The following is a 26936-nucleotide window of genomic DNA, read 5'->3' on the forward strand; positions in this document are numbered from 1 at the left end:
CCGTTAGCCTGCATGCGGGCTTTAGCGATGAGTACTACACACTAAAAGGCAAAGCGAAAAAAGAAGCTTTTGTGGCTCAAATCAGGTTAATTATCGTAAATGTAAATAGTGTTATAGCTTCAAAACGTGCATTTTGCGTAGCTTTTGTCATACAAGCTTGGAGACAGGGTCTGCGTGAGCTTGATGAGAATAATTACAAGCAGCTAGCTAAAATCGCAAGCGAATATAATATCAAGCATATTTTTAACATAAATGAATATCTCGTGCGCATGGGCGAAATTCCCGTTTCGCTAGCGATAGCTCAAGCGGCGATAGAGAGTGGTTGGGGCGAAAGCCGCTTCACGAAAGAGGCAAATAATATCTTTGGGCACTATACTTGGGGCGAAGTAGGGCTTGTGCCGCTTGATAGAGCGCGCGGTAAGCGACACAAGATCAGGATTTTTAGTAGTTTACAAGAGTCTGTCATGATGTATGCGCTAAATTTGAACTCAAACGCAGCATATGAAAATTTTAGGTTGTCCCGCGCGGAATTTGCAAGAAGCGGAAAACTCTTTAGCGGTATTAGTGCCGCTGAGACGATGCAAAACTACTCAGAACTTGGTGAAGAGTACGTAACAATGCTAAAATCGCTTATAAATCAGCTTGATTTGACGAAGTACGATTATTGATTTGGTTTCTGTTTTTAGTGTGGTATTAATACCGAATAAAATAAAAGCGTATTCGCGCTTTAGCCTTTAAAAGATATCTTGGTGGTTAAAAACAATGTCTGTTGTTTTTACGTAGAGGGCGTGTCGGGCGTGGTGTGATTTTATTTGTTTCGCTACATTTGTAAGTTGTAAGTAGAGAGTAATTCAAACCCACTTTGAGCTTTAAGAAAATAGAAAATTTAGCAGTTTTTATCGTATTATTAATATGAATTACAATAATGTGAAAAAGTTGGAGTTAAAAGAATTTCCCGCTCCAATGAGCGAGAAATTTGAAATTATTTTAAAGCAGCCTTTGCTTGTGAAGCAATTTGTGCAAAAGCTTTTGGGTCATTCATAGCCATATCGGCTAAAATTTTTCTATCTAATTCGATATTTGCTTTTTTAAGACCGTTTATAAAGCGTGAATAGCTGATATCATTTAGTCTGCAAGCAGCGTTGATTCTAACTATCCAAAGACGTCTAAAGTCGCGTTTTTTCGCGCGTCTGTCTCTGTAAGCATATACTAAACTTCTTTCTAACTGCTCTTTAGCTTTTCTAAAGTGTTTGCGTCTACCGCTGTAAAAGCCACGAGCTAGCTTCAATACCTTTTTATGGCGTCTTCTTCTAACTACGCCTGTTTTTACTCTTGCCATATTTATCCTTTTTAGAAATTGGCGTTCGCTAAGCGAATCTTGCCCCTAAATTTGGGGGAGTTTGAATGACCTTGTGTCAAAAACTTAAACTTACATGCAAAGCATTGATCTAACGCTTGCAACATTCGTGCTGTCAACGTATTGAGGGCTTCTTAAATCTCTTTTTCTGTTGCGAGATTTTTTAGTTAAAATATGGCTTCTAAATGCTGAGCCTCTTTTAATCTTATTTTTACCCACTTTAAAACGTTTAGCAGCACCACGAACTGACTTCATTTTAGGCATACTAATCCTTTTAAAATTTTTCTTACCCTTAAGATAAGAGATGGATTATATCTAAAATTTCTTTAAAGAATTTAAATTTTGCGTTTTGCTCTTGATTTTTTCCAAAAAAATCTTGTATAATTCGGTCCACAAATTTTAACATAAAGGACTACGAAAATGTCATGTCCCATGCTTAAGGCTCATTAAGGCGGGCATTAGCCTAGCAAATGAAGCTAGAACTTCAACTCAGTTTTTAAACAACTATAAATTTTTATTTATATTGTCTAATCCATTCGTAAGCGCATCTCTGGTTCACTGCAACTGCGTATTTAAGCGCAAAGCAAATCAATTTTTAAAATTTGCGTTTAAACTTTACGGCAACGAATATTACAAATTTCACTTCTCGCTCAGAAAAAGCGGCTCACATCCGCCCATGTGCCTCTAAAACCACAAATTTAACGATATTTACTCATTTTTAACCATTGGCTATTGTTTTTTATAGCTCAAATTTGAGCTATAAATTTTCACGTTGAAATTTAGATTTTAGAAGGAAAAACTATGATAAAAGTTATGTAACAGGCTTTGGAAGAATTGGCGAGCAAAGAGAGCTTAAGAAGGTTTTGGAAAATTTTTGGGCTGGCAAAAGCGACGAAAGCGCTCTTGAAGAAACGGCAAAAATTTTAAGAGCAAGACACTGGAATTATCAGCAGCAGGCTGAAATTTCGGCAATTAGCGTAAATGATTTTTCATTTTACGATTTAGTGCTTGATAATATCATCACTTTTGGTTGTGTGCCGCCTAGATTTAAAAATTTAAGCGGGCTTGAACAGTATTTTGCTTTAGCGCGCGGACACAAAACCAGCGTAGCGCTTGAGATGACAAAATGGTTTAATACCAACTATCACTACATCGTGCCCGAGCTTGATCGAGACACTAAATTTGAGCTAAACGCGAGCAAAATTTTAAACGAATACAAAGAAGCAAAAGCAGAGGGCATAAAAGGCAAGATAAATTTGATAGGTCCGATAACTTTTTTAGCGCTTTCAAAGACGACCGACGGAAGCTGCGCGTTTGAGCATTTTGACGCACTTTTGCGTGAGTATAAAGAGCTACTTAGCGAAATTTCAAAGCTTGATGATGAAATTTTAGTTCAGTTTGACGAGCCAATATTTGTAACTGATAAGGATGAGGAGCTTTTGGGATTTATTACGAAGGCTTACGGTGAGCTTGCAAGTGTGGCGAGCAATGTAAAAATCATATTTGCAACATATTTTGAGCATGCCTTAAAAGCGGTAAACGAAGTAGTAAAAACCAAAATTTACGCCGTTGCGCTTGATTTTGTTCATGCAGAGAAAAACAAAGCCGCACTTGAAATCATTGAAAAGAGCGATCTTGTGCTATTTGCCGGAGTTGTTGACGGGCGAAATATCTGGAAGAGCAATATCGATGAAAAGGTAAAATTTGTTAAGGAAATTTCTGCTGTTTTAAATGGCAAAGATTTTTACATAGGCACTAGCTGCTCCCTTCTTCACGTGCCTTACACGCTAAAATACGAGGAGAAATTGGATCCTCGGATAAAAAGCTGGCTTAGCTTTGCGGTTGAAAAGCTTGACGAGATCAAAATCATAACAAAACTCGCAAACAACGGAGCTTTAAACAGTGATGAGGCTAAAATTTACGCTTTAAACCAAGAGGCAATAAAGACTCGCTCAAGCTCAAATTTGATCCATTCAAGAGATGTAGCAAACCGCGTGGCAAATTTAAGCAAATTTGAACGCGATACGCCTTATGTCCAGCGTATAAAGGTGCAAAAAGAGGCTTTAGGTTATGGCATTTTACCGAGCTACGGCAGTCGTTGTGTGAAGCCGCCGCTTCTGTTTGGCGATGTGAGCCGTCCAAAGCCGATGACGCTTGAGTGGATAACATACGCTCAAAGCAAGACAGATAAGATAGTAAAGGGTATGTTAACGGATCCTGTTACCATACTAAACTGGTCTTTTGTGCGCGATGACAAGCCAAGGAGCGAGATAGCTAGACAACTTGCACTTTGTATATATGATGAAATTTCAGATCTGCAAGATGCGGGCATAAAGATCATTCAAGTGGATGAAGCCGCGTTTAAAGAGGGTTATCTGCTAAGGGCTGAAAATGTCGCGGAATATGAGAAATTTGCGGTTGATTGTTTTAAGCTTTGCGTTAGCTCGGCGAGTGCTAAAACGCAAATTCACACGCATATGTGTTATTCTGAATTTAACGACATTATAAAAACCATAGAAGCGATGGATGCGGATGTGATCTCGATAGAGACGGCTAGAAGCGGCAATGAGCTTCTTAAAATTTTTAAAGAGGTTGGCTACAAACAAGAAGTTGGTCCGGGAATTTATGATATCCACAGCCCGCGTGTGCCTGAAGTGGGCGAGATGGTTGAGCAGATAAAAGCGCTTCTTGAGGTGCTTCCGCGCGAGCAGCTATGGATAAATCCTGATTGTGGGCTTAAAACTCGCAAGTGGGATGAAGTAAGACCAAGTCTTATAAATTTGGTCGAAGCAGTTAAGATCGCTCGAAGTCTGTAAGCTAGGCAGTGCTTTGGGAGCTTTAAATGCTAAAAGAGAAAATTTTAAACAACCAAGCGGGATAGTACTATATGGGCTTACTCCGCCCAAGGCGCACCTTGAGCAGAGCGAAAAAGAGCGCATAGCTAAAATTTGGCGTCAGAGGATAGAAAGTATCGGCGTTGATGGCATAGTGCTTTATGATCTGCAAGATGAGAGTGGTCGAAACGAAAATGAGCGCGTGTTTGAATTTGCCCGGACGATTGAGCCAGAGGAGTATTATGAAAACTACCTAAAAACCGATGTTGAAGCGGTCATTTATAGGGTTGTGGGCAAATATAGCGAAGATGAGCTGGCTCAAATTTTAAGCTCTCAAAGCTCAAAGATAAACGTATTTGTAGGTGCTAGCTCAAAGGGGCAGGAGATAAAGCTAAAGCTTGAAAGAGCCTATAAGATCGTAGCCAAAGAAAAGTCTGAGCTCTTGCTTGGCGGCATTTGTATACCCGAACGACACGCAAAAAATGCAAATGAGCATCTAAAAGTGGCAAACAAAAGCATAAGCGGGTGTAGGTATTTCATAACTCAAGCTGTGTATAACCTTGAAAATGCGAAGAAATTTATCGATGACTATGCGAGTCTTGGCATCAAAAAAAACGCTGATCATTTTTACTTTTACTCCTTGCGGTAGTCTAAAGACGCTTGAGTTTATGAGGTGGCTTGGAATAGGCGTTCCTGAGTATTTTGAAAAGCGATTAAAGGCGAGTGAAGACATCTTGGAGGCTTCTGTAAATTTAAGCTTGGAACTTTTTAATTTCCTATATAAATACGGTCTTGCAAAGGGTGTAAGTATCGGCGCAAATGTGGAGAGTATATCTGCTAGAAAAGTTGAGATAGAGGCTTCTTTAAGGCTTTTAGACGGCATAAAAAAGATAATTAAAAGAGCAAATTTTAGTTACAGAAACTAGCTTTGAGTGGCAAATTTCGCTTTTAGAATTGACATTTTAAGGCCAAATTTGTTATCTTTTGCGCTTTGATTTTATTTTAAGGGTAAAATTTATGGACTATAGTGTTGTTATTATCGTTGCCGTGATATTTATCATAAGGCTCGCATTTCTTAAAGTTTCAAAGCAAAACGAGCAGGCGATACTTGCAAGTGGCGGCAAGGAGTATGGAGTGCAAAACTCAAAAAGACTTACGATCTTGCATATACTTTTTTATTTTTCATGCCTTGTTGAAGCCGTTTTAAGACGAGCCGAGCTTGATACACAAGGGCTTTTGGGGTGCGTGCTTGTGGCGTTTGCTTTAGTGATGTTATATGTGGTTACGCAGCTTCTAAAGGGAATTTGGACGGTTAAGCTTATGATAGCAAACGAGCATAAATTTAACGATCACTGGCTTTTTAGAGTTGTTAAGCATCCAAATTATTTCTTAAATATCGTGCCGGAGCTTATAGGACTTGCCTTGCTTTGTCATGCGCTGTATTCGGCTGTGGTTATCTTGCCGTTTTATGCGTTTGTGCTTTATAATAGGATAGAGGAAGAAGATCGCTTGATAGCCGAAGTCATCATTCCAAATGGTAAAATTTAGTAGATAAATTTAAATTTGCATAAGAATACTGCTTAAAATTTAAGAAGCAAATTTGAAGAGGTCATAAGCCCTAACCAAAGGGCTTATGCAGTATTTGATTAGCCTTTTTTTGGTGTTACAAGCATATTGACATAGCGGCCTTCTATCATCGGCTCTTTGTCTCTATTTCCTATATCTTTTATCATATCCCAAACTTTTTCAAGCATGACGACTCCGGCTTCAGGAGTAGCCATCTCGCGACCTTTTAGAAACACTCTAAATTTCACGTGCTTACCCTCTTCAAGGAACTCAAGCGCATGTTTTACCTTGTAGTTTATGTCATTTTGAGCTATTTTTACCGATAGTTTGATCTCCTTAACATCGATAACTTTTTGCTTTTTCTTAGCCTCTTTTTGCTTTTTTTCTTGTTGGTAACGGAATTTTCCGTAGTCCATGATCTTGCAAACAGGCGGCTTTGCATCAGGCGCGATCAAGACTAGATCAAGCCCTTGTTTTTCAGCGATTTTTAAAGCCTCATCTCTTGAGATAACGCCATAGCTTGTGCCGTCATCACCGACACATCTTACTTCATTCGCTCTTATATCTTCGTTGAGCAATACTTCTTCTTTACTCAAAAATGCACCTCACTCAGTTTCTCCTTTAATAAATTGGTAAATTCGTCTAGTTTCATATCTTTTTGTTCTCTGCTTCTGCGGTCTCTTAGCGCTACTGTGCGGTTTGCCACTTCGTTGTCGCCAAGCACTACGATCATCGGTACGCGTTGTTTTTCAGCGCTTCTGATGCGTTTATTTAGACTTTCGTTTTTGCCCGAAATTTCGCTATCAACGCCTATTTTTCTAAGCTCTTTTGCTATCTCTTTTGCGTAGTCTAAGTGCGCGTCGCTAATTGGCACGACCACAACCTGCGTAGGCGCTACGAAAAATGGCAACTCTCCGCTTGTATGCTCTATCAAAATTCCTATAAATCTCTCAAAGCTTCCAAGTAGTGCGCGGTGAAGCATTACGGGGCGTTGGCGCTCGTTATTGCTGTCGATGTAGCCAAGGTCAAACCTCTCAGGCAGGTTAAAATCAACTTGAATTGTTCCACACTGCCATTTTCGTTTGAGTGCGTCTGTTATCTTGATGTCTATCTTTGGTCCGTAAAACGCTCCGCCGCCTTCGTCGATGCCGTATTTAAATCCGTTTTCATCAAGAGCGTCTTTAAGCGCTTGGGTTGCAACCTCCCAGATAGCGTCATCTCCGATCGCTTTGGCCGGCTTTGTTGAAATTTCCATCTCGTATTCAAAGCCGAAATTTTGCATGATGTTATCGACAAAGCTTAAAATTTCGAGGATATTTTCTTTTATCTGGCTTGGCATGCAAAATATATGCGCATCATCTTGCGTAAATTCGCGAACCCTGAAAAGTCCGTGTAAAACGCCGCTTTTTTCATGGCGATGCACTACGCCGTATTCAAAAAATTTAAGCGGCAGGTCGCGGTAAGAGCGAATTTCGTCTTGATATACTTTGATGTGTCCGACGCAGTTCATCGGTTTTATGCCATATTCTTGCTCATCGATCACCGTAAAATACATATTTTCTTTGTAGTTTACGTAGTGCCCGCTCTTTTTCCAAGCATCGGCTTTTAAAATTTCAGGACCTCGCACAGGCTCATATCCACGCTCTCTGTGCGCTCTGAATAAAATTTGCTCGATCTTGCTTCTTAATCTTCCGCCGTTTGGTAGCCATAGCGGAAGTCCGCCTCCGATCTCATCATCAAATGTAAAGAGCTTCATCTCGGTTCCAAGCTTGCGGTGATCGCGCTTTTTGGCTTCTTCGATGACTCTTATATGTTCTTTTAAACTCTCTTTGTCTGCGTATGCCGTGCCGTAAATTCTGTTTAGCATTTCGCGTGTTTCATCGCCGCCAAGATAAGCTCCTGCTACGCGAGTAAGCTTGAAAAATCTTAAAAATTTAGTATTTGGCACGTGTGGTCCGCGGCAGATATCTTCAAAAATTCCTTGCGAATACATGCTCACAGGTCCGTCAGGAATGCGCTTTAAAACCTCTTGCTTAAGATCATCGTCCTTAAATCTCTCGCTTATCTCTTTTTTTGAAAAACAGGTTTTAACTATATCTTTTTTTGCCTCAACCAGCTCTTTCATCTTAGCTTCGATAGCTTCTAAATCAGCTTCGCCAAGCTTGGTTCCTGCCTCATCGACTCTAAAATCGTAGTAAAATCCATCCTCTATCGCAGGCCCTACGAAAAATTTCGCTTGAGGGTAAATGATTTTAATCGCCTCTGCCATAAGGTGTGCGCAGCTGTGGCGAATGACATTTAGAGCATCTTTTGAATTATCAAAATACACAGGCTCGGCTGAATTTACATTATCTTCGATACTTTGCGTATCAACTATCTCTCCGTTTAGTCTGTATGCGATTATATCGCTCATATCTTTCCTTTTTTACCGAATATTCTTTTAAACAACAAAAGAATGATGCAAGATTTTATCCAAAATGAATTTAAGCTTTACTTAATATTTTGTTTGCCGATGGTTTATCTGCGCCAAAATTTGATGCGTGAATTTGGAATTTTTGAGCTTTTGTAACACACTTGCTTAAGCCTTATAATTATTAATATACTTAATTATACTTTAAGAAATTTGATGTTAGTATTTGTCTTGTAAATGGATCGTGCAATATCTCGTCTTTGCATTGTTTTGATTCATTTTTCTCCCGATTTTTGCGGAAAGGGGTGGTTGCCTTTCCGCAAGCTTAATTTTTAAATTTCAAAATTTATTATCTATATTTAAAAATAATTTTACTTTAATTTTTAGTATTTGAAATATAAAAAATTGGAATTTAAATAACTGTACTATAAATTTAAATCCGGCATTGGTTTATGACTGTATTTTTATAGAAGATGGTGGCCACGAGAGGACTTGAACCTCCGACCACTACCATGTCAAGGTAGTGCTCTACCAGCTGAGCTACGCGACCATCAAATAGGTGTGTATTGTAGCAAGTTAAAGTTAAATTTATTTTAAATTTATTTATCAGAAGTTAAATTTAAATTTCAAAGGCAGATTTATGTTATTAAAATTTATCTTGCTTAGTAATTTTTTGACTGTGCTTGGCGATTTTTTATTTGATTCAACTACCAAAAAGCATTACTGGCTTTAAAATTTAAATAATGTGCTAGATGATTAAATTTATTTCATAATCTAAACTGAAATTTTCATCTAAAATTTTTTATGCCGAGTTGCTTTAGAGCTCTTGCCGTAAAGCCATCGCCTGTTTTAAGAGTTTTGCTAAATGTTCCGTCATATATAAACTTGCTTCCGCAACTTGGGCTTTTGGATTTTAAAACGGCGAATTTGCAGCCATTTTTTAAGGCTAGATCGGCACAAATTTTAGCCCCTTTTAAAAACTGCTCGGTTACGTCCTTGCCGCTTTTTGTAAAGACTTTTTCTCCATTTATCTCAGCTACTTCTCTTGGAGTTGCAAGCCCGCCAAGCTCTTCGGGACAGACGGATAAAATTTCATAGTTCAAGGCAAGATGGTTAAATTTGCGCTCAAGTTCGTCTGTTTGGTTGTTTGAGCCGTTGTATTTGCAGTTTACGCCAAGCAGGCACGCACTTACTAAAATTTTCTCTTTCACTTTAAATTCCTAAATTTAAAGCCAATTGTATCTATTTAGAAGTTAAAATCATAAATTCGGAAATATTATATCGCGCTCTTCAAGGCTTTTAAATTTGCAAGTATCGCCGTAAATTCGCTTTAAAAACTCATTGTTTATGATATCTTTTACCTTGCCTGTGGCGACTACTTCGCCTTTGTCGAACGCCACGACCTCATCGCAAAACCATAATATATGGTTTGGCTCATGCGTGCATATCATGATCGTTTTGCCCTCGCTTGCGATCTTTTGCAGAATTTTCCAAAGCAAAATTTGGTTTTTAAAATCAAGCGCGGATGTGGGCTCATCAAGTAGCATCAAAGGTGTCTCTTGCGCCAAAGCACGCGCGATAAATACAAGCTGGCGCTGCCCGCCGCTAAGTTCGCTCATGCGCTTATCGGCAAGCTCTGATATACCGATAAATTCCATCGCCTCGCGCACTATCTGCTTATCCTTTTTGCTTGGACCAAATATGCTTTTTATGTGAGGAGAGCGCCCCATGAGCACGATATCTTTTGCGTAAAACGGGAAATTTAGCTCCAAATTTTGAGCTACGTAAGCGATATTTTTAGCTAGCCAAGATGAGTCCTTGCGGTTTGAGCTTTGCGAATTGATAAGGATCTCCCCCTCTTTAGGCTCTAAAAAATTCATGCAGCAGTTAAAAAATGTGCTCTTACCGCTTCCGTTTGCTCCAAGCAGTCCGCAGATCGTGCCTCTTTTAACGCTTAAATTTATATTTTTAAGCGCAAAATCCCCATAACTAAACGATAAATTTTTAGCTTCAAGCATATTTGAAAAACTCATTTTAAAAGCTCCTTTGCCTTGCTTCTTAAAAGCACTATCAAAAACGGCGCGCCTACAAGCGAAGTGATGATGCCAACGGGAATTTCAGCCATCGTTATCGTGCGCGCTAAAGTGTCGCAGATAAGCAGATAAATCGCGCCCAAAAGCCCAGCTATCGGTAGCACCCAGCGGTTATCGGGTCCTATTAGAAGTCTTGCCACATGCGGCATGATAAGCCCTATCCAAGCGATTATACCGACATTTGCCACGCAGGTTGCCGTCATAAGCGTGGCTATGACGATAAAGATAAATTTGTATTTTTCGGGATTTATACCGAGGCTTTTTGCTTGATTATCCCCTAAAGAGAGCAAATTTAGCTTCCAAGAAAGCGCGCTTAAAACCGCAAAACACACCGCAACGACTGCTAAAATTTCGCCAAGCGCGTCCCATTTGGAATAGTATAAGCCACCCATCATCCAAAACGTTATCTCGCGAAGTTGCGCATCCTCGCTTACATACTTGATAATAGAAACACCTGCGGAAAATATCGAGCCTACGATCACGCCTGAAAGTATGAGCCCCACCACAGGCACTATGCCGCCGTTTCGCGCTAATGTGTATGATAAAAATACCGCCAAAAGCGAAAACATAAACGCGCTTGCCGTTATGCTTAGGAAAAATCCAGCAAATATGATCCCAAATGCCGCTCCAAGCGCAGCTCCCGAGCTAGCTCCAAGGATAAACGGCTCAACAAGCGGATTTCTAAAACAGGCTTGATACACGGCACCTGCGTTTGATAGTGCAAAGCCGATGATGGCTGCGGTTAAAATTCGAGGCATTCTGATATCAAAAACTACGATCTGATCCATCTTTGTTATGCCCGAAGCCTCCAAATCAAAAAGCTTAAGTCCAAGCACGCCGATTATCTTGCTGACGGAAATTTTATAATCCCCAAGCATGAGTGCCGCGACCATGCAAACGGCAAGTATCGCGACGAGAAATATTAAAAATACATATTTTGATTCAAATTTAGACTTAGCATGCTCGCTAGAAGTCATCTTCCACGGTCCAGTCTAAAATTTGCTCGCTTCTTAGCGCCTTAGCCGTAGCTTCATCTACGCCGTAAACGTCCTTGTAAAATTTAAGCACGAGCTCATGAACCTTTATGTCACTAAATAGCTTTGGATACGCAGCTTTTGCGATGATTAGCATGTCGATAGGGTATTCGACGCGTCTAGCGCAGTTCATCGGCGACCAAGGCATCGCATATACGCGCTTGTTTTGCACCGCTTTTAGCTCGCCAAGCTTTTCAAAGTCAGGAGAGTCTAGAAGCTCGCTTGCAGGGTGATAGCCGTTTGATGTAGGAAGCACGATCACATCAGGATCTATCGCGTAAAGTTGCTCAGTGCTTAAGATCACGTTTGTGCCATCGCCCGTAAATGCGTTTTTAGCACCTGCGACATTTTGTATGATGAAAGATTCAGGCGTATTTACTCCGTAAGCTGTCGCCATACCGCCGTTTTTGCGGACGTTTGGATTAAGCCCCATATAAAGCATGCTTACTTTTTCGCTCTCTTTTAGCTTGGCTGTTCGCTCTTCGATGAGCTTTTGAGTGCTGTCAAGATATTCAAATAGCTTAAGCGCCTTTTGCCTTTGATTAAACACGTCGCCAAGAACTCTCATCTCCTCTTTCATGGTCGAAATTTCAGCCCCTTGAGGAGCGTAAATCACTACAAGCGGAAGCCCAAGGGCTTCTATGGTCGATATTGTCTTTTCAACCGCGTCTTTGTTTGAGCCTCTAAGCGTGCAGTCTCCGACGCGAAGAATGACTAGCTGCGGATTTTCGTTGGCTAAATTTTCAAAGTTTATCACGTTTCCTTGCGGTGAATTTATGCAGGTTAGCTCATCAAGCCAAGGGTGAAGATACTTCATCGTGTTCCAGCCGCGAAGCGTGTAACTCTCGCCCGAGCGCCTTGTGAAGGAGTATTTGTAGTCTCTTTTCATCGACCAAGAGCCGATAACCTTAACCTTGTCAATCACGCCAAGATGCGTCATGACGCCTTCGACAAAGCCATCATCGATAGTCGCTATCTTCGTAAGCGGTTCAGCGATCTTTACCTCTACACCGCGCATATCTTTTACTAAAAAATCTTTAGCAAATGCTAGGTTAAAAATCATTAAAATAGAAATGAAAAACTTCATCAAAAGCGCTCCTTTATTTTGAAATATCAAAATAGTAGCCAAAGTATGATAAAAAAATATTTAATATTATTTAAGAATATTGATTTATTATTTGTGTTATTTATAATCTGAGTAAACCTGCCATTTTTGGCAGGTTTAGATTAGTCATTATTGTTTGTATTTGCGCTAGTTGTGAACCTAAGCATTATGTAGCCTATAATGCCTGATATGAATGAGCCTAGTAAAATAGCTAACTTGTCTGTGTGTGCAAATGCGTCAGAGTCGTGGTATGCTAGTCCGTTTACGAATAGACTCATAGTAAAACCGACTCCACATAGTATCGCTACTCCGTATAGCTGCTTGTAAGTTGCCTTATCTGGTAGCCCTGCAAATCCAAATTTTATAGCCATGAAGCTAAAGCTGAATACTCCGATTTGCTTACCTATAAATAGTCCAAGAATAGTACCAAGAGGCACAGGCGATAAGATGTGTCCTATATCTATGCCTTTAAGTGAAACTCCTGCGTTTACGAATGCAAATATAGGCAAGATAGCAAATGCTACCCAGCCATGAAGATCATGCTCTATATTTTTTAGCATTGAATGGTTTGGTTCATCTTTAAAGCTAAGAGGTATGAAAAATGCCGCCACAACGCCTGCTATAGTTGCGTGAACACCTGATTTTAACACACTTACCCACAGAATTAGGCCAACGACCAAAAAGGCTATTTTGCTTTTAACCCCTAGCTTATTTAGTGCAAATAGCACTACTAGACAGCTTCCCGATATAAGCAGGGAGGCTAAACTTAGTTTACTTGTGTAAAATAAAGCGATAATAACGATAGCACAGAGGTCGTCTATAATGGCTAAAGTCATCAAAAATACTTTGAGGCTGGTCGGCACTCTTGAACCAAGCAGGCTCAAAATTCCAAGAGCGAATGCTATATCCGTAGCTGTAGGTATAGCCCATCCTCTAAGTGCAAAACTATCATCTTTAGTAAACATCCAAAATATTATAGCCGGTAATATAACACCGCCAACAGCACCTATGATAGGAAGTCCTATTTGAGCAGGATCTCTTAGCTCACCTTCTATAACCTCGCGTTTTAGCTCAAGTCCGATTAGAAAGAAAAATACCGCCATAAGTCCGTCATTAACCCAAAGAATTAACGGCTTATTTAGACCATATTCACCAAAACTTACACTAAAAGGAGTACGTAAAAATTCATTATAAAAATGACTTAAAAAAGTATTTTGACAAATTAGCGCAAGTACTGTAGCGATCATCAATATAATGCCGGAACTGGCTTGATGTTGCAGAAATTTCTTTATTCCGCTCTTAATTCCACTCATTATTGCCTCCTGGTTTTTTTAATCTTTTATATTAACATTAAAAAATTAAAATAAGGCTTTTTTGGATATAATTTTTTTAAAATTTAAGGCAAAAAATGAGTAGAAAAGCATTAAAAGATATCAAAAGAGTTGTGATCAAAGTAGGCACATCTACTCTTACTAAATCTAGCGGCAAACTAAACGAAGAGAAGATTAAGCGCATAGTAGCAAGCATAGCCAGCCTTGCGGATGAGGGCTTTGAGGTGGCTCTTGTGACCTCCGGGGCCGTTGGTGCAGGAATGGGAGAGCTTAATATAAATGAGCGCCCAAAGACACTAAATGAGAAGCAGGCTTTGGCATCGGTAGGACAGGTTGCCTTAATACATTTGTATCAAATTTTATTTTGGGCGCATGGCAAGACTATAGCTCAGCTGCTTCTAACCAGAGGTGATTTTAGCGATAGAAATAGATATCTAAATGCTAGAAACGTATGCGGCACACTTTTATCTAAAAACATAATTCCTATTATAAATGAAAACGACCCTGTCGTAAGCGATGAATTAAAAGTTGGTGATAATGATACCTTAAGCGCTCTTGTATCTGGACTTATAGATGCTGATTTGTTAATAATTTTAAGCGATATAGACGGACTATACGATAAAAATCCAAATGTTCATAAGGATGCTAAATTTATAAAATTAGTTGAAGATATTAATGAAGATATTAAAAATATGGCTCAGGGTGAGGGGAGTAAATTTGGCACAGGTGGCATGATAACCAAGATAATAGCCGCTCAAATGGCTACTAAAATAGGCACAAATTTGATAATCGTAAATGGCGAAAATCCTGAAAATATAATAAGAGCCGTTAAAGGCGAGGAGATAGGAACTCTGTTTTTAAGGCAGGACAAGAAGATTAGTTCGCGTAAGTATTGGCTGGGATATGGCACAAGCAAAAAAGGCACAATAATTATCGATGAGGGTGCAGCTAAAGCGCTAAAAAACGGTAAGAGTCTATTAAGTGTAGGCATAAAAGGAATTAGCGGAGAATTTGAGCGCGGTCAGATAGTCGAAATTTTAAACAGTAAAGACGAGCTTATAGCAAAGGGCATTAGCAATTACTCTTCAAGTGAAATTATGTTAATAAAGGGCAGAAAGAGCGAGGAGATAGAGGAAATTTTAGGGCATAAATATGACGATGATGTCGTGCATATTGATAATTTGCTGCTAGTTTAGGAGGGTGGTATGGATGAAATTTTAAAAATTGCTAAAAACTCAAAAGCTGCCAGCAGAGAGCTTTTGAGCCTTAAAAGCGAAGATAAAAATCGGATGTTAAGAGCTGTTGCAAATGAAATTTTATTGAAAAAAGATGAGATAAAAAAGGCTAATTTGCTTGATATCGAAAGCGGAAAAAAGGCCAGCTTAACCCCTGCTTTGCTTGATCGCTTAACATTAAGTGATGCTAGGATAGAGGCTATGGCTCAAGGTGTGATAGAGCTGGCTAATTTTACAGATCCTATCGGCGAGATTTTAGATGGATGGAGGCATAAAAACGGCATGCAAATTTCTAAAATCCGCGTGCCTTTGGGTGTCGTAGGTATCATTTATGAGTCTAGGCCAAATGTAACCATAGACGCAGCTGCCTTAGCTCTTAAAAGCTCAAATTCTGTCATCTTAAGAGGCTCTGCAAATGCGATAAATTCAAATAAATTTCTAGTCAATTTATTTAACGAGGTTGGGGCAAAATTTAATCTTCCAAAATTTGCAGTTCAACTGATTGAATCAATGGATCGCGAAGCGGTAAATCAGATGATAAAGATGCACGAATTTATAGATGTTTTGATACCAAGAGGCGGCAAAAATCTCAAAGAATTTATCGTGCAAAACGCAACGATTCCGGTCATCGAAACCGGCGCAGGAGTGTGTCATATCTATGTGGATGAGAGTGCAAATTTAGATATTGCCGTAAAGATAATCAAAAATGCCAAAACTCAGCGTCCAAGTGTTTGTAATGCCGTAGAGTGCGTATTGCTTCATAATAGTGTGGTGGATAAAATTTTGCCAAATTTAATTAGTGAGCTTGATAATGTTCAAATCCGTTTGCAAGATTTGCTTTTTGAAAATTATGATGGATTTGATAATGTAAAGCTTGCTAGCGATGATGATTTTGGAGCAGAGTTTTTAGATCTTATCTTGACCGTAAAGATGGTAAGCGGAGTAGATGAGGCGATAGAGTATATAAATTCTCATTCAAGCGGACATTCAGATAGTATTTTAAGCGAGAATTACGAAAATATAGAGAAGTTTTTAAACGAGATAGATAGCGCGGTCGTCTATGCAAATGCATCCACTAGATTTAGCGACGGCGGGGAATTTGGCTTTGGTGGAGAGATAGGAATCTCTACTCAAAAGCTACATGCAAGAGGACCGATGGGGGTTAGAGAGCTAACAACTACGAAATATATTGTGCGAGGAAGCGGACAAATTCGTTAGTTTAGTATGCGCAATTTTTAGCATAATTGAAAGGATTGATATGAAATTAGGATTTATCGGCGGAGGAAATATGGCATCAGCGATGATAGCCGCCATTACAAACTCTAAAATTTGTAGTTTAAGTGAAATTTTTGTTTATGATAGAAGTAAAAATGAGAATTTAAAGTTTAAATTTGGCATAACTCCTCTTGATAGTGAGCGTAAAATAGTTCAAAATTCAGACATTATCGTGCTTGCCATTAAACCAAACGGCTATGAAAGTGTGCTAAATTTAATAAAAAAAGATGTCAAAAATCAAATTATCGTTACCGTTGCACCAAATTTTACTATAGAGATGGTTTCTGAGATTTTAGGGTCTGATAAAAAGATAGTGCGAACTATGCCAAATACTCCCGCGGCTATAGGTAAGGGTGTAACTGCGGTTTGTTTTAATGAAAATTTAAATGAAAATGAGCGCATGAGTGTGCTTAAAGTTTTGCAAAGTTTTGGAACTACTCACGAGATAGAAGAGAAGCTAATCCCGGTATTTACCGCTATCGCAGGAAGTTTACCGGCCTATGTTTTTATGTTTATAGAAGCGCTTGCCGATGGAGGAGTGTTAGAAGGGATGCCCAGAGCTAAGGCTTATGAAATAATAGCGGCTAGCGTAGCAGGAAGTGCTGATATGATTCTTAAAACAGGCAAACACCCTGCACAGTTAAAAGATGAGGTTTGTTCGCCATCAGGAACTACGATAGAGGCTTTAAGAGTGCTTGAAGAGCACGGAATTCGCTCTGCTCTAATTGATGCTGTTAGAACCGCAGCCAGGAAGTCTAGAGCTTAATAGCTTAAATTTGACTCGAAAATCGAGTCAAATTTAAAACGGTTTATAGACCATCATCCAGATAATGATGACCATGGCTATAGTAGGCACCTCGTTGTATGCGCGAAAGAACATGCCTGATTTGTTACAGCGTTTTTCGCGAAGTAGTTTCATGTATCTGCCAAGATCAAGATGGTATATCGCCAGCAGCACGACTACGGTAAGCTTTACATGCACATATCCGCTTTTAAGCAGGTCAGGTATTGCCACAAGTATCAAAATTCCAGTTAAAAACGTGCCGATGATAGAAACCCAGCCCACATAGTGATACATCTTATACTCTTGAACCTCAACTACTTTTACGAAGTCGGGTTTATCCATGTGTTCTGCGTGATATACGTATAGGCGCGGTTGATAAAACAACACAGCCATCCACGATATGAACGCCAAGTAGTGAAAATACTTAATGAGATTATAGTATTCCGCCATTTATTCTCCTTTTATCTAAATAAAATTTCTTTTCTAGCTTCAAATTCGGCTTTGCTTATCCTGCCTTCTTCGTAAAGCTCATAAAGCCTTTTGAGCTGAGCTTCAAGATCTTGCTTTTTAAGCTCGTGTTTAAGTTCATCTTTTTGCAAATTTTTCTCCACATAAACACCCGTAAGATATATATCAAACAGCCACCAGATACCCCAAATCAGCCAAAACAGCCAACCTATCAGTATCCAATATGTCATCGAGCCCATAAAAAACAGCGTCATCATAAAAAATCCGCTGATAAATTTGCCAAGATATATACGGTGCGCCCCGAACCAGCCGCAAAACAGCCAAAGCGCATAAGCGATATATACGTTATTTCCCATTTTTCATCCTTTTTAAGTTTTATAAATTTAAGCGAATTTGCATCAAATTTATAAAATTTAAATGCGACTTTACCGGTTTGCTAGTACCCGCTCGGCTTTCATTTGCCGCTATTTTTTGGCTTTTTAAAGCTTTGCCACAAGATAATACAAACCGCAACATCAATCATAACATCTGCAAGGTTAAAAATAGCAAAACTAAACCACTTATGCCAATAAACATAGTCCACAACTCCGCCGTGCACGAAGCGATCAAGTAGGTTAGAGCTACCCGCACCAAGCAAAATTCCAATGGCTATGGTATGATCTTTTAAAATCTCTTTTTGCCAGACAAGATATGCTAAAACCACTGCGATAAGAGCTACTTGGATGAATTTAAGCCACTCGCCAAGGCTTGCAAACATAGAAAAGGCAACGCCTTTGTTAAACGCAAGCACCAAAGAGAAGTATTCTCCCTGCCAGGTAAAGCCGTTTAAGAAAATTTGCTTAACGAGCTGATCGGCTACAAAAACGACAAAAAAAGCTATAAAAAATTTAATGAAAACTCTAGGCATTTAGAGCTTTGGTGAAGAATTTTTCCACTTCGTCCATTCGTTTTTGCACTTTGTCGGGGCATTTTCCTTCAAGCAGAAGGCGGATTAAATTTTCGGTTCCCGAGTATCTAAATAAAGGTCTGATTCCGTCTTTTCTGAGATTTTCTTCGAGCGCTTTTAGTCCTTCTATACTCTCAAGAGGTTTTTTGTCCGCGACTTTTAAATTTAGTAAAATTTGCGGATATGGCTTGATCTCGCTTAAAATTTCGCTTGCTTTTTTGCCTTGAGTTAGCATGCAAGCGATAAACTGCATCGCAGCAACGAGCGCATCGCCTGTTTTGGCGTAATCTGAAAAGACTATATGTCCGCTTTGTTCGCCGCCAAAATTTATGCCGTTTTCTTGCATCATCTCAAGTACGTATTTATCGCCTACGTTTGCGCGAAGCAGCTTTATTTTATGCTTTGTAAGGTAGTCTTCAAGTGCGGCGTTGCTCATCACGGTTGCTACCACTCCGCCACCTTTTAGTGCTTTGTTTTTATGAAGATACATCGCAAGTACGCCAAGAAGCGCGTCTCCGTTTGCCACTTCACCCGTTTCATCAACCACGACAAGCCTATCGGCGTCCCCGTCAAAAGCAAGTCCGATATCAGCTCTTAATTTCACGACTTCGCTTGCTAAATTTTGCGGATAGAGCGCGCCGCAGTTTAGATTTATGTTGCTTCCGTTTGGCTCATCGTTTATCACGATGATTTCAGCTCCAAGCTCGCTAAATATCGTCGGAGCCACTCTGTAAGCAGCGCCGTTTGCTACATCTAAAACGACTCTTATTCCGTGCAAAGTCAAAGATTTCGGAAAGGAATTTTTGATATGAACGATGTAGCGACCGATAACGTCGTCAATTCTCTTTGAAGCGCCGATTTCAAGCATATGTTTTTGGCTTTGAGCGATTAACTCATCGTCAAAATAAATTTTTTCTATCTCGGCTTCGGCATCTTGGGTTAGTTTGTTGCCGTGTTTATCAAAAAATTTGATGCCGTTATCGTAGTATGGATTGTGGCTCGCGCTTATCATTATGCCGGCATCACAGCGCATATCTTCGGTTAAAAACGCAATCGCAGGTGTGGGCATAGGGCCGATCTGGCGCACGTTATAGCCGACCGCGGTAAGCCCCGCAACGATAGCTGTTTCTATCATATATCCGCTTCTTCTAGTGTCTTTGCCAAGCAAGATGGTATTAGTAACTTGAGCAAATTTACGAAAATAAATTCCAGCAGCCATCGCTAGCCTCATGGAAGTTTGCGCAGATAGCTTTGCTCCCGCCTTGCCTCTAACTCCGTCGGTACCGAATAGTTTCATATTTATCCTTCATGATTTAAAGGCTGTTTTGCCTTATCTATGATAAAATTTGTTGTATTCTATCAAAATTTCACAAATTTAAATACGTGAATTTTGACTGCTTTAAATTTCACTTAAATTAAGCGCTATTTAAAACTAAATTTTATATAATCACGGACTAAAATTATGAAAAAGGTATATTATGGCAAACCATAAATCTGCTGAAAAAAGAGCTAGACAGACGATAAAAAGAACAGAGAGAAACAGATTTTATCGCACAAGACTTAAAAACATAACAAAAGCTGTGCGTGTAGCTGTTGAAGCCGGTGATAAAGAAGCTGCACTAAATGCATTAAAAGAGGCAAATAAAAGCCTACACAGCTTTGTAAGCAAAGGATTTTTGAAAAAACAAACAGCTTCACGCCGTGTTGGACGCTTGGCGAAGCTTGTAAATACTCTAAACGCAGCTGCTTAATAACTAAAATTTAAATGTTAGCCGACAAACTCCAGCCTTTTTTGGATCGCTATGACGAACTCTCTCGTCTGCTAAGCGATCCTTCAATTACTCAAGATATCGCAAATATGACCAAGCTCTCCAAAGAGCAATCAAGTATAGAAGATATCAGAAATGCTTCTAAAGAGTATTTGCAAATTTTAGCCGACATTGACGAAAACAAACTTTTACTTGATGACGACGAGCTTGGCGAGCTTGCTAAAGATGAGCTAAAGAGCCTTGAAATGCGCAAAGCCGAGCTTGAAGAAGAGATAAAAATACTTCTGCTTCCAAAAGATCCAAACGACGATAAAAATATCTTTCTTGAAATTCGTGCAGGAACCGGTGGAGATGAGGCGGCACTATTTGTAGGCGATCTTTTTAACGCTTATGTGCGCTATACGGAACTTCGCGGATACAAATTTGAAGTAGTAAGCCAAAGCGAGGGCAATACAGGCGGGTTTAAAGAGATAATATTGCTCGTAAAAGGAAACGGCGCATATTCAAGGCTAAAATACGAAGGCGGAACACATAGGGTTCAGCGTGTGCCGGAGACTGAAAGTCAGGGCAGAGTCCATACTTCGGCCGTTACTGTCGCAATCATGCCTGAAGTTGAAGATAGCGAGATAGAGATAAATCCAAACGACTTAAGAATCGACGTTATGCGAAGCTCGGGACACGGGGGACAAAGCGTAAATACAACCGATAGTGCCGTGCGTATCACACATATCCCAACAGGACTTGTCGTAACAAACCAGGACGGAAAAAGCCAGCATAAAAACAAAGAGGCTGCGATGAAAGTGCTTAAAGCTAGACTTTATGAGATGCAAGAGGCCGAGCGCCTCGCAAAAGAGACTAGCGAGCGCAAGAGTCAAGTAGGCACAGGAGATAGAAGCGGTCGAATTCGCACCTATAACTTCCCGCAAAATCGCATAAGCGATCACCGTATAAACTTAACTCTTTATCGTTTAGATGCGATCATGGCGGGTGGGCTTTTTGACGAGATAATAGAGCCTCTTATCGCTCATCATCAAGCCGAAGCTATAGCTGCCGCCGGGTTATAATATCAAATTTATACTATTATCCTTTTAAGCTTATATATATTTGCATTGTTACGATACAAAAATCATAAATAGGCATATAAGATAGATGTAAATTTAAGTTTGTTTTGCGCCCTTTTTGAGGCAATCAGCTAAAATTTGATTAGATTAAGAGTAAATATAAATTTGTGCTTATTAAGTTCAGACTGGTTGCATTTAGTTAATATAAGTAAATTTTAATCTCAGGCAAACTAAAATCAAAAATCATTAAATTTTAAATTCTTAAACGCATAAACTCCGTTTTTTACTCGCTTAAAAATTTTTCTATTTTCAAGTAGTTTTATCGTTTCTATGACTGTTGGTTTGCTTGAATTTGTAGCATTGCAAATTTCTGCAATTGTGAAATTTATAAATCCGTTTTCATCTAAATTTTGGATAAAAAACTCAATTATCTCAAATTTCTTTTCGCCGATTAAAGTGCCAAAGATTTCTCTTTCAAGCGAGTTCAAAATTTATCCCAAATCGCATATATCCACACTCCTGCACAAAGCGTGTTGCATATCATTACCGCAGCGCTTCCCGCGTCTTTTGCCGCGCCTGCTAGAGGATGAATTTCAGGGCTTGCAAGATCCACTATACGCTCAATAGCGGAGTTTATGCACTCGCAAACCAAAACCAAAACCATACTAAAAGTCAAAAATAAATTTAAAATCGCGCCAAAATTCCAAAACAAAAGAGAGATAAAAGCGGGCAAAAATATATAAATTTCAAGCCTAAAACTGCTTTCGTTTTTAAAAATTTCCTTTAGTCCTGCGATCGCGTAACTCCAATTTTTAAAGAATTTGTATTTTGGTTGATTTCTCAATTTTAGACTTTAAATTTTTGAATAATTATATCAAAATAGACTCTTAAATTTAGGTTGAGTGCGTATAATTGCAATTAAAAAGGACTGAATTTGAAACTGATTTCATGGAACGTAAACGGACTTCGCGCGGTCGCAAGCAAAGACGGATTTAGTTGGATTGATGAGTATAAGCCCGATTTCTTAGGGCTTCAAGAGATAAAAGTAAAAGAAGCTGATGTGCCTAGCGAGATTTATAAGCTCGGATTTAGCGATGTGAGCGTAAATTCGGCCGTCAGAGCAGGGTATTCGGGTGTAATGAGTCTTAGTAAGTTTCCGGTAGCTACTCTAAAATCGCAGTTTTTTAACGACGATGAGGGGCGAGTTTTGGAGCATAGGTTTGGTAATATCGTGCTTTTTAATATCTACTTTCCAAACGGGCAAAAGGATGATGAAAGACTTGCTTACAAGATGGATTTTTATGCGAAATTTCTAGCCTACTGCAACGAACTTGTGCGTGAGGGTAAGGACGTGATATTTTGTGGTGATGTAAATACCGCTCACCGCGAGATAGATCTTAAAAATCCAAAGGCTAATTCTAAGACCTCGGGCTTCTTGCCGATTGAGCGAGCGTGGATAGATGAGGTTATAAAGCACGGATTTATAGATACTTTTAGGCAAATTCACGGCGATAAAGAGGGTGCTTATTCGTGGTGGAGCTATAGATTTAACGCTCGCTCTAAAAATGTCGGCTGGAGGATTGATTATTTTTTCATTTCGGCAAGCCTTAAAGATCGCCTTAAAGACGCATTTATACTTAGTGATATAACGGGAAGCGATCATTGCCCCGTGGGAATTGAAATAGAAATTTAATCGTTTTTCGTTTTTATAAATTCGCATTGCTTTTATTTATTTAGTAAGGATTAAACTCCTAGTTTGGCTAACTAGTCGGCTAAATTTAATCGGGCAAGTTAAATTTAGCTCTAAACGCAAAGAGCTTGAAAATTCATATCAAATTTTAAATTCGTATCCAAATATATGGCTTTTAAAAAAGACGCTTTGATATAAACTAGTTGCTTGAGGATCTGATAGTTTTAAAAAGTATTACCCAAATCGCAAGTAGCAGGTATATGGCAATGCCCATTACCATAGCCATAGTTAGTATCTTAAACACTTCTATCGTTTCATTGTGAGCGCCTGCCGCGTCAAGGTATGGCACGGCGAGATATCCGCCAACTCCTATTATCAAAAGTAAGAAATAGCACTTCCAAGAGAATATAAAATTAAACATTTCGAGCCTTTTTGCGCTTAAATTTTTACAATTATATTCAAATTTGGTGAAATTTTATAGATATGTGTTAATAAATAGAGTTGTTTAAGTTTGGATTAATAATCTTAATTTTTATTTACCGATTTTAAATAATATATTAACGAGACTGCATTAAAATACCGCAATTTTAAATAAAATAAAGGATAAAAAATGAGAAAAGTTAATAAAATTTACAAATCAAATAGTGCACATTGGGTCGGAGACGGATTTTTGGTTCAGCCGCTTTTTAGCCACATGGGCGAAGATCGCGGCACTGATCCGTTTTTGATGCTTGATTACGCTGCGCCTCAGGTTTTTAAACCGAATTTAACGGACTTTCCAAGAGGAGTCGGACACCATCCGCATAAAGGATTTGAGACCGTAACGATAGCTTATAGCGGCGAGGTTGCACATAAGGATTCAAGTGGTGGCGGCGGAGTTATAAAATCGGGCGACGTGCAATGGATGACGGCGGGTGCGGGTATAGTGCACGAGGAGTTTCACTCTTTGGATTTTAGCCGTTCGGGCGGACTTTTTGAGATGGTTCAGCTCTGGGTAAATTTACCTAAAAAGCATAAAAACACTCCCGCAAAATACCAGCACTTATCGCGCCAAGCAATCCCTGTGATCAAATTTGCAGACGGTGCGGGACAAGCAAGGATCATAGCTGGCGAATTTGATGGAGTAAGCGGAGCGGCGAGCACATTTACGCCGATGAATGTTTGGGACGTTATTATAAATTCCGGCAAAGAAGCGGTTATAAACGTACCTGCTTCACACTCACTTTCTATGGTTGTTTTGCGCGGAGAAGCTGTTTTTAACGGCAATGAAAGAGCGGGCGAGGCTCAGCTGGTAAATTTTGAAAAAGGCGACGGTGAAGTGAGAGTAAAGGCAGTCGGACAAGATGTAAAAATCCTGCTTCTTTCGGGAGAACCTATAGATGAGCCTATTGTCGGATACGGACCGTTTGTGATGAATACAAAAGATGAAATTCGCCAAGCTATTGATGATTATAACAGCGGAAAATTCGGTAGCATAGGCTAAATTCGAGCTGTTAGCGCGGAGTTATAAAATAGTAAGCGTAAAATCAAAACGGCTTTAAATGAGCCAAGAACCCATGGTCTAAAAGATGGGTGATGAGAATTTTTACGCTTATGCCTATGAGTATAACTCCGCCTAAAATAAGAGCCTTTTTTTCTAAAACTATACCTAAAAATTTCCCCGCATAACACGCCAAAACGCATAGTATAAAGCAGATAGATCCTATCAAAATACTAGTATAAATGATGTCTATATTCTCAAAGCTAAACGTCACTCCGACAGCCAGCGCGTCGATGCTCGTGGCTATTGCGCCTATGGTTAGGACTTTTAGTCCTAGGTCATTTAAACAGGCTTCGTCTTTATGCTCTCTTGCTTCAAGTATCATCTTGATACCCAAAAATGAAAGTATGCCAAATGCGACAAAATGATCTATGGAAGCTATGAAGCTTACGAAGGTTAGCCCTAAAAAATATCCCAAAAAGGGCATAAGAGCTTGAAAAAAGCCAAATATAAAAGAGACTTTAATGACCCCCGAAACGGTTAATGCGCGGCATTTTGCACCGCTTGCGATACTGAGCGCTACGCTATCCATGGCAAGGGCGAAAGCTAATAATAAAAGCTCCATAAATTCTCCTGAAAAAGGCTAATTTTACATTAAAACTAATTTTTTTAAGATTAAAATTCGGCTTTATTTGACGGAATTAAAATTTGATATTTTATGAGCGCAAATTTAGCGTATAAAGATAAATTTCAAGTGATGAAAAGCCAAAATTTAATATCATTTTATCTACTTGCCAAGCCTAATTTATGCTTGCAGGGTTAAATTTAAAGGATATTATTATGAAAAAAATCGTGATTTTGGCACTATTTTTTGCTTTAAGCGCTTTTGGTACTGATTGGGGTAAGATGGTTGGAGACGGGCTTAAAGCCGTAAATCAAGCCTCTACAAAGAGCGATTATAAAAGCATGGTAAGCTCGGCTCTTGAGTATGCCGTAAAAGAGCTTTCAAATGACGGATTTATAAAAAACGCCACGGCTAAAATTCCGCTTCCGCCAAGCTTGCAAACGGCTGCAAATTTGGCAAAGAAAGTTGGCGGCGACAAGTGGGCAAACGAGCTGGTTACTTCTATAAACAAAGCCGCAAGTAGCGCAGTTCCCGGAGCTGCCGATGTCTTTTCAAAAACTATAAAAAACATGAGTGAAAGCGATGTCAAAAAGATCATGAACGGTGGAAATGATAGCTTTAGTAAATTTTTGCAACAAAATTCAAGCAAGGAGCTTGAAAAGATATTTAAGCCGATCATTGAAAAGATGATGAGTCAAAACAGCTTTGCAACCGCTTATAACGGGCTAAATTCATTTGTAAAAAATTCTCTTGGCGGCTCGGAGAGCATGAAGTCGGTTAAATCGGTTGCCTCAAGCCTTGGTATGGGCGAATATGTAACAAACGATGGCGAGGATCTAAACGGATACATCACGAGAAAGACGCTTGATGGGCTATTTAAAGTGATGAGCGAAAACGAAAAGTCGCTTAGAAGCGATCCTGTGGGTTACGGCAAAAAAGCTATTGAAAATATTTTTAAATAATTTTAGTTCAAATTTAAGCTCATAAGATGACGAAAAAGATAAAGGAATTTGGCGCCGATCTTGCTCTTGTAGTCGTTGCCGTCGTGTGGGGCGTGACGTTTTTGCCGATGGCTGAAGCGCTTAAGAGCAACGGCGTTTTTGTCATTTTGTTTTGGAGATTTTTAATCTCAACTCTGCTAATGGGTTTGATTTCGATTAAGTTTGTTAAGAAATTTGATCTAAATTCTCTTAAATTCGGCTCTTTGTTAGGCGTGTTTTTGTTTGCGGGCTTTGCGCTTCAAACCTTTGCTCTTAAATACACTTTTAGCTCGACCGTCGCTTTTATCACGGGATTAAATGTAGTTTTTGTGCCTTTTATAGTATTTCTGTTTTTTAGGCAAAAAGTCTATGTTTATTCGTTTATGGGAGCCTTTTTATCGGCTTTTGGGCTGTATTTGCTAAGCGATAGCGAGCTTGGGTTTGGCAGAGGTGAAATTCTATCCGTGCTTTGTGCCGTTGCTTATTCTGTTCATATCATATTTACGGGCGTTTTTGTGCGCAAATGCGAGCTTTATCAGATGGTTTGCATGCAGTTTTTGGTAGTAACCGCCCTATGTCTTTTTGCGGCTCTTGTTTTTGATACGCATAGCGTTTTGCCTGTGGCTAATTATGCATTTTTTAAAGCTGTTATCATAACTTCGGTGTTTGCGACTGTCTTTGCATTTTTTGTTCAGTCGGCGATGCAGCGCTACACAACTCCTATGAAAACCGCTCTTATCTTTACTTTTGAGCCTGTTAGTGCGGGGCTTTTTGGGTATTTTGTTGGCGGGGAAATTTTAAGCTCGTGGCAGATTTTAGGAGCTTTGCTTATACTTTTTGGAATTATAATCAGTGAAGTGGGAAGCTATTACAAGAGTCAAAAAGCTTAAATT

At 39.3% G+C, this 26936-nt stretch carries 30 protein-coding genes, 1 tRNA gene and 1 pseudogene; 14 read left to right on the forward strand and 18 right to left on the reverse strand.

What is annotated here, in order from left to right; all coding sequences use genetic code 11:
• The first annotated feature begins 71 nt into the window (after positions 1–71).
• Positions 72–668 carry a glucosaminidase domain-containing protein gene (locus tag CDOM16190_RS02240; protein WP_170018714.1) on the forward strand — a complete coding sequence of 199 codons (597 nt, stop codon included), beginning with the start codon at positions 72–74 and terminating at the stop codon, positions 666–668.
• A 314-nt stretch (positions 669–982) separates the two neighbouring features.
• Here the strand turns inward: CDOM16190_RS02240 and rplT are convergent, their stop codons facing one another.
• Together rplT and rpmI are read right to left on the reverse strand one after the other, a co-directional pair.
• A complete protein-coding gene (gene rplT, locus CDOM16190_RS02245; RefSeq protein WP_169975410.1) occupies positions 983–1339 on the reverse strand; it encodes a 50S ribosomal protein L20 in 357 nt (118 codons plus the stop codon).
• Between the two features lie 90 nt (positions 1340–1429).
• Entirely contained in the window at positions 1430–1621 is a 192-nt protein-coding gene (gene rpmI / locus CDOM16190_RS02250) for a 50S ribosomal protein L35 (protein ID WP_169975412.1), read from the reverse strand.
• A gap of 542 nt (positions 1622–2163) precedes the next feature.
• Here rpmI and CDOM16190_RS02255 point away from each other — a divergent pair.
• From CDOM16190_RS02255 to CDOM16190_RS02265, 4 genes and pseudogenes are all read left to right on the forward strand, one after another.
• A pseudogene (locus CDOM16190_RS02255) lies at positions 2164–4173 on the forward strand (5-methyltetrahydropteroyltriglutamate--homocysteine S-methyltransferase); the annotation flags it as partial.
• 13 nt (positions 4174–4186) lie between these two features.
• On the forward strand, positions 4187–4840 hold the full coding sequence (locus tag CDOM16190_RS02260) for a hypothetical protein (protein ID WP_249934094.1): 654 nt from the start codon (positions 4187–4189) through the stop codon (positions 4838–4840).
• A gap of 19 nt (positions 4841–4859) precedes the next feature.
• On the forward strand, positions 4860–5117 hold the full coding sequence (locus CDOM16190_RS10670; RefSeq protein WP_249934095.1) for a hypothetical protein: 258 nt from the start codon (positions 4860–4862) through the stop codon (positions 5115–5117).
• A gap of 91 nt (positions 5118–5208) precedes the next feature.
• Positions 5209–5739, forward strand: coding sequence for an isoprenylcysteine carboxyl methyltransferase family protein (locus CDOM16190_RS02265; protein ID WP_170018715.1), 531 nt, complete (start codon positions 5209–5211; stop codon positions 5737–5739).
• 98 nt (positions 5740–5837) lie between these two features.
• Here CDOM16190_RS02265 and infC read toward each other — a convergent pair whose 3' ends face one another.
• The 8 genes from infC to nhaA all read right to left on the reverse strand — a co-directional run bounded on the left by infC (position 5838) and on the right by nhaA (position 13712).
• Positions 5838–6353 carry a translation initiation factor IF-3 gene (gene infC, locus CDOM16190_RS02270; protein ID WP_170018716.1) on the reverse strand — a complete coding sequence of 172 codons (516 nt, stop codon included), beginning with the start codon at positions 6351–6353 and terminating at the stop codon, positions 5838–5840.
• On the reverse strand, positions 6350–8170 hold the full coding sequence (gene thrS, locus CDOM16190_RS02275) for a threonine--tRNA ligase (protein ID WP_170018717.1): 1821 nt from the start codon (positions 8168–8170) through the stop codon (positions 6350–6352). The genes infC and thrS overlap by 4 nt, the downstream gene beginning before the upstream one ends.
• 471 nt (positions 8171–8641) lie before the next feature.
• Positions 8642–8717 (reverse strand) — tRNA-Val (locus CDOM16190_RS02280).
• A gap of 238 nt (positions 8718–8955) precedes the next feature.
• A complete protein-coding gene (locus CDOM16190_RS02285) occupies positions 8956–9378 on the reverse strand; it encodes a 2-thiouracil desulfurase family protein (protein WP_170018718.1) in 423 nt (140 codons plus the stop codon).
• Between the two features lie 48 nt (positions 9379–9426).
• Positions 9427–10200 carry an ABC transporter ATP-binding protein gene (locus CDOM16190_RS02290; RefSeq protein ID WP_211437390.1) on the reverse strand — a complete coding sequence of 258 codons (774 nt, stop codon included), beginning with the start codon at positions 10198–10200 and terminating at the stop codon, positions 9427–9429.
• Positions 10197–11237: a FecCD family ABC transporter permease gene (locus tag CDOM16190_RS02295; RefSeq protein ID WP_170018719.1), complete on the reverse strand. Its 1041-nt coding sequence runs from the start codon at positions 11235–11237 to the stop codon at positions 10197–10199. The genes CDOM16190_RS02290 and CDOM16190_RS02295 overlap by 4 nt, the downstream gene beginning before the upstream one ends.
• Positions 11227–12381, reverse strand: a complete 1155-nt coding sequence (locus CDOM16190_RS02300; protein ID WP_170018720.1) for an ABC transporter substrate-binding protein — start codon at positions 12379–12381, stop codon at positions 11227–11229. The genes CDOM16190_RS02295 and CDOM16190_RS02300 overlap by 11 nt, the downstream gene beginning before the upstream one ends.
• Before the next feature lie 140 nt (positions 12382–12521).
• Positions 12522–13712 (reverse strand): Na+/H+ antiporter NhaA, encoded by a 1191-nt coding sequence (gene nhaA, locus CDOM16190_RS02305; RefSeq protein WP_170018721.1) that lies wholly within the window; start codon positions 13710–13712, stop codon positions 12522–12524.
• A 95-nt stretch (positions 13713–13807) separates the two neighbouring features.
• On the opposite strand from nhaA, the gene proB reads away from it, so the two are divergent.
• The 3 genes from proB to proC are packed head-to-tail and all read left to right on the forward strand — an operon-like array spanning position 13808 to position 17006.
• A complete protein-coding gene (gene proB, locus CDOM16190_RS02310; protein ID WP_170018722.1) occupies positions 13808–14926 on the forward strand; it encodes a glutamate 5-kinase in 1119 nt (372 codons plus the stop codon).
• 9 nt (positions 14927–14935) lie between these two features.
• Positions 14936–16183 (forward strand): glutamate-5-semialdehyde dehydrogenase, encoded by a 1248-nt coding sequence (locus CDOM16190_RS02315; protein WP_170018723.1) that lies wholly within the window; start codon positions 14936–14938, stop codon positions 16181–16183.
• 40 nt (positions 16184–16223) lie between these two features.
• Positions 16224–17006, forward strand: coding sequence for a pyrroline-5-carboxylate reductase (gene proC, locus CDOM16190_RS02320; protein WP_170018724.1), 783 nt, complete (start codon positions 16224–16226; stop codon positions 17004–17006).
• A 33-nt stretch (positions 17007–17039) separates the two neighbouring features.
• Here the strand turns inward: proC and hemJ are convergent, their stop codons facing one another.
• The 4 genes from hemJ to glmM form a co-directional block, all read right to left on the reverse strand.
• Positions 17040–17474, reverse strand: a complete 435-nt coding sequence (hemJ, locus tag CDOM16190_RS02325) for a protoporphyrinogen oxidase HemJ (RefSeq protein ID WP_169942910.1) — start codon at positions 17472–17474, stop codon at positions 17040–17042.
• Between the two features lie 11 nt (positions 17475–17485).
• The gene (locus CDOM16190_RS02330; protein ID WP_169976473.1) at positions 17486–17848 is read right to left on the reverse strand and encodes an NINE protein; all 363 of its coding nucleotides are present in this window, start codon (positions 17846–17848) and stop codon (positions 17486–17488) included.
• 98 nt (positions 17849–17946) lie between these two features.
• On the reverse strand, positions 17947–18399 hold the full coding sequence (lspA, locus tag CDOM16190_RS02335) for a signal peptidase II (RefSeq protein WP_170018725.1): 453 nt from the start codon (positions 18397–18399) through the stop codon (positions 17947–17949).
• A complete protein-coding gene (glmM, locus tag CDOM16190_RS02340; protein WP_170018726.1) occupies positions 18392–19735 on the reverse strand; it encodes a phosphoglucosamine mutase in 1344 nt (447 codons plus the stop codon). Before glmM ends, lspA begins: the two co-directional genes overlap by 8 nt.
• Before the next feature lie 181 nt (positions 19736–19916).
• On the opposite strand from glmM, the gene rpsT reads away from it, so the two are divergent.
• Together rpsT and prfA are read left to right on the forward strand one after the other, a co-directional pair.
• Positions 19917–20189 (forward strand): 30S ribosomal protein S20, encoded by a 273-nt coding sequence (rpsT, locus tag CDOM16190_RS02345; RefSeq protein ID WP_170018727.1) that lies wholly within the window; start codon positions 19917–19919, stop codon positions 20187–20189.
• 14 nt (positions 20190–20203) lie between these two features.
• Positions 20204–21271: a peptide chain release factor 1 gene (gene prfA / locus CDOM16190_RS02350; RefSeq protein ID WP_170018728.1), complete on the forward strand. Its 1068-nt coding sequence runs from the start codon at positions 20204–20206 to the stop codon at positions 21269–21271.
• A gap of 233 nt (positions 21272–21504) precedes the next feature.
• On the opposite strand, the gene CDOM16190_RS02355 is transcribed toward prfA, so the two are convergent.
• Together CDOM16190_RS02355 and CDOM16190_RS02360 are read right to left on the reverse strand one after the other, a co-directional pair.
• On the reverse strand, positions 21505–21756 hold the full coding sequence (locus CDOM16190_RS02355) for a replication/maintenance protein RepL (RefSeq protein WP_170018729.1): 252 nt from the start codon (positions 21754–21756) through the stop codon (positions 21505–21507).
• Positions 21753–22112, reverse strand: a complete 360-nt coding sequence (locus CDOM16190_RS02360; RefSeq protein ID WP_170018730.1) for a diacylglycerol kinase — start codon at positions 22110–22112, stop codon at positions 21753–21755. The genes CDOM16190_RS02355 and CDOM16190_RS02360 overlap by 4 nt, the downstream gene beginning before the upstream one ends.
• A gap of 90 nt (positions 22113–22202) precedes the next feature.
• On the opposite strand from CDOM16190_RS02360, the gene CDOM16190_RS02365 reads away from it, so the two are divergent.
• Positions 22203–22961, forward strand: a complete 759-nt coding sequence (locus CDOM16190_RS02365; RefSeq protein WP_170018731.1) for an exodeoxyribonuclease III — start codon at positions 22203–22205, stop codon at positions 22959–22961.
• A gap of 196 nt (positions 22962–23157) precedes the next feature.
• On the opposite strand, the gene CDOM16190_RS02370 is transcribed toward CDOM16190_RS02365, so the two are convergent.
• Positions 23158–23379, reverse strand: a complete 222-nt coding sequence (locus CDOM16190_RS02370; RefSeq protein ID WP_170018732.1) for a hypothetical protein — start codon at positions 23377–23379, stop codon at positions 23158–23160.
• A 189-nt stretch (positions 23380–23568) separates the two neighbouring features.
• Between CDOM16190_RS02370 and CDOM16190_RS02375 the strand changes: the two genes are divergently transcribed.
• Complete coding sequence (locus tag CDOM16190_RS02375; protein WP_170018733.1) at positions 23569–24441, forward strand: pirin family protein; 873 nt, start codon at positions 23569–23571, stop codon at positions 24439–24441.
• A 43-nt stretch (positions 24442–24484) separates the two neighbouring features.
• Here CDOM16190_RS02375 and CDOM16190_RS02380 read toward each other — a convergent pair whose 3' ends face one another.
• A complete protein-coding gene (locus CDOM16190_RS02380; protein ID WP_169976455.1) occupies positions 24485–25063 on the reverse strand; it encodes a manganese efflux pump MntP in 579 nt (192 codons plus the stop codon).
• Between the two features lie 215 nt (positions 25064–25278).
• On the opposite strand from CDOM16190_RS02380, the gene CDOM16190_RS02385 reads away from it, so the two are divergent.
• A complete protein-coding gene (locus CDOM16190_RS02385; protein ID WP_170018734.1) occupies positions 25279–26025 on the forward strand; it encodes a DUF4197 domain-containing protein in 747 nt (248 codons plus the stop codon).
• Positions 26026–26051: 26 nt separating this feature from the next.
• Positions 26052–26933 (forward strand): DMT family transporter, encoded by an 882-nt coding sequence (locus CDOM16190_RS02390; protein WP_170018735.1) that lies wholly within the window; start codon positions 26052–26054, stop codon positions 26931–26933.
• Positions 26934–26936: the final 3 nt, after the last annotated feature.

The organism is Campylobacter sp. RM16190, from assembly GCF_012978835.1.
Taxonomy (GTDB): domain Bacteria; phylum Campylobacterota; class Campylobacteria; order Campylobacterales; family Campylobacteraceae; genus Campylobacter_A.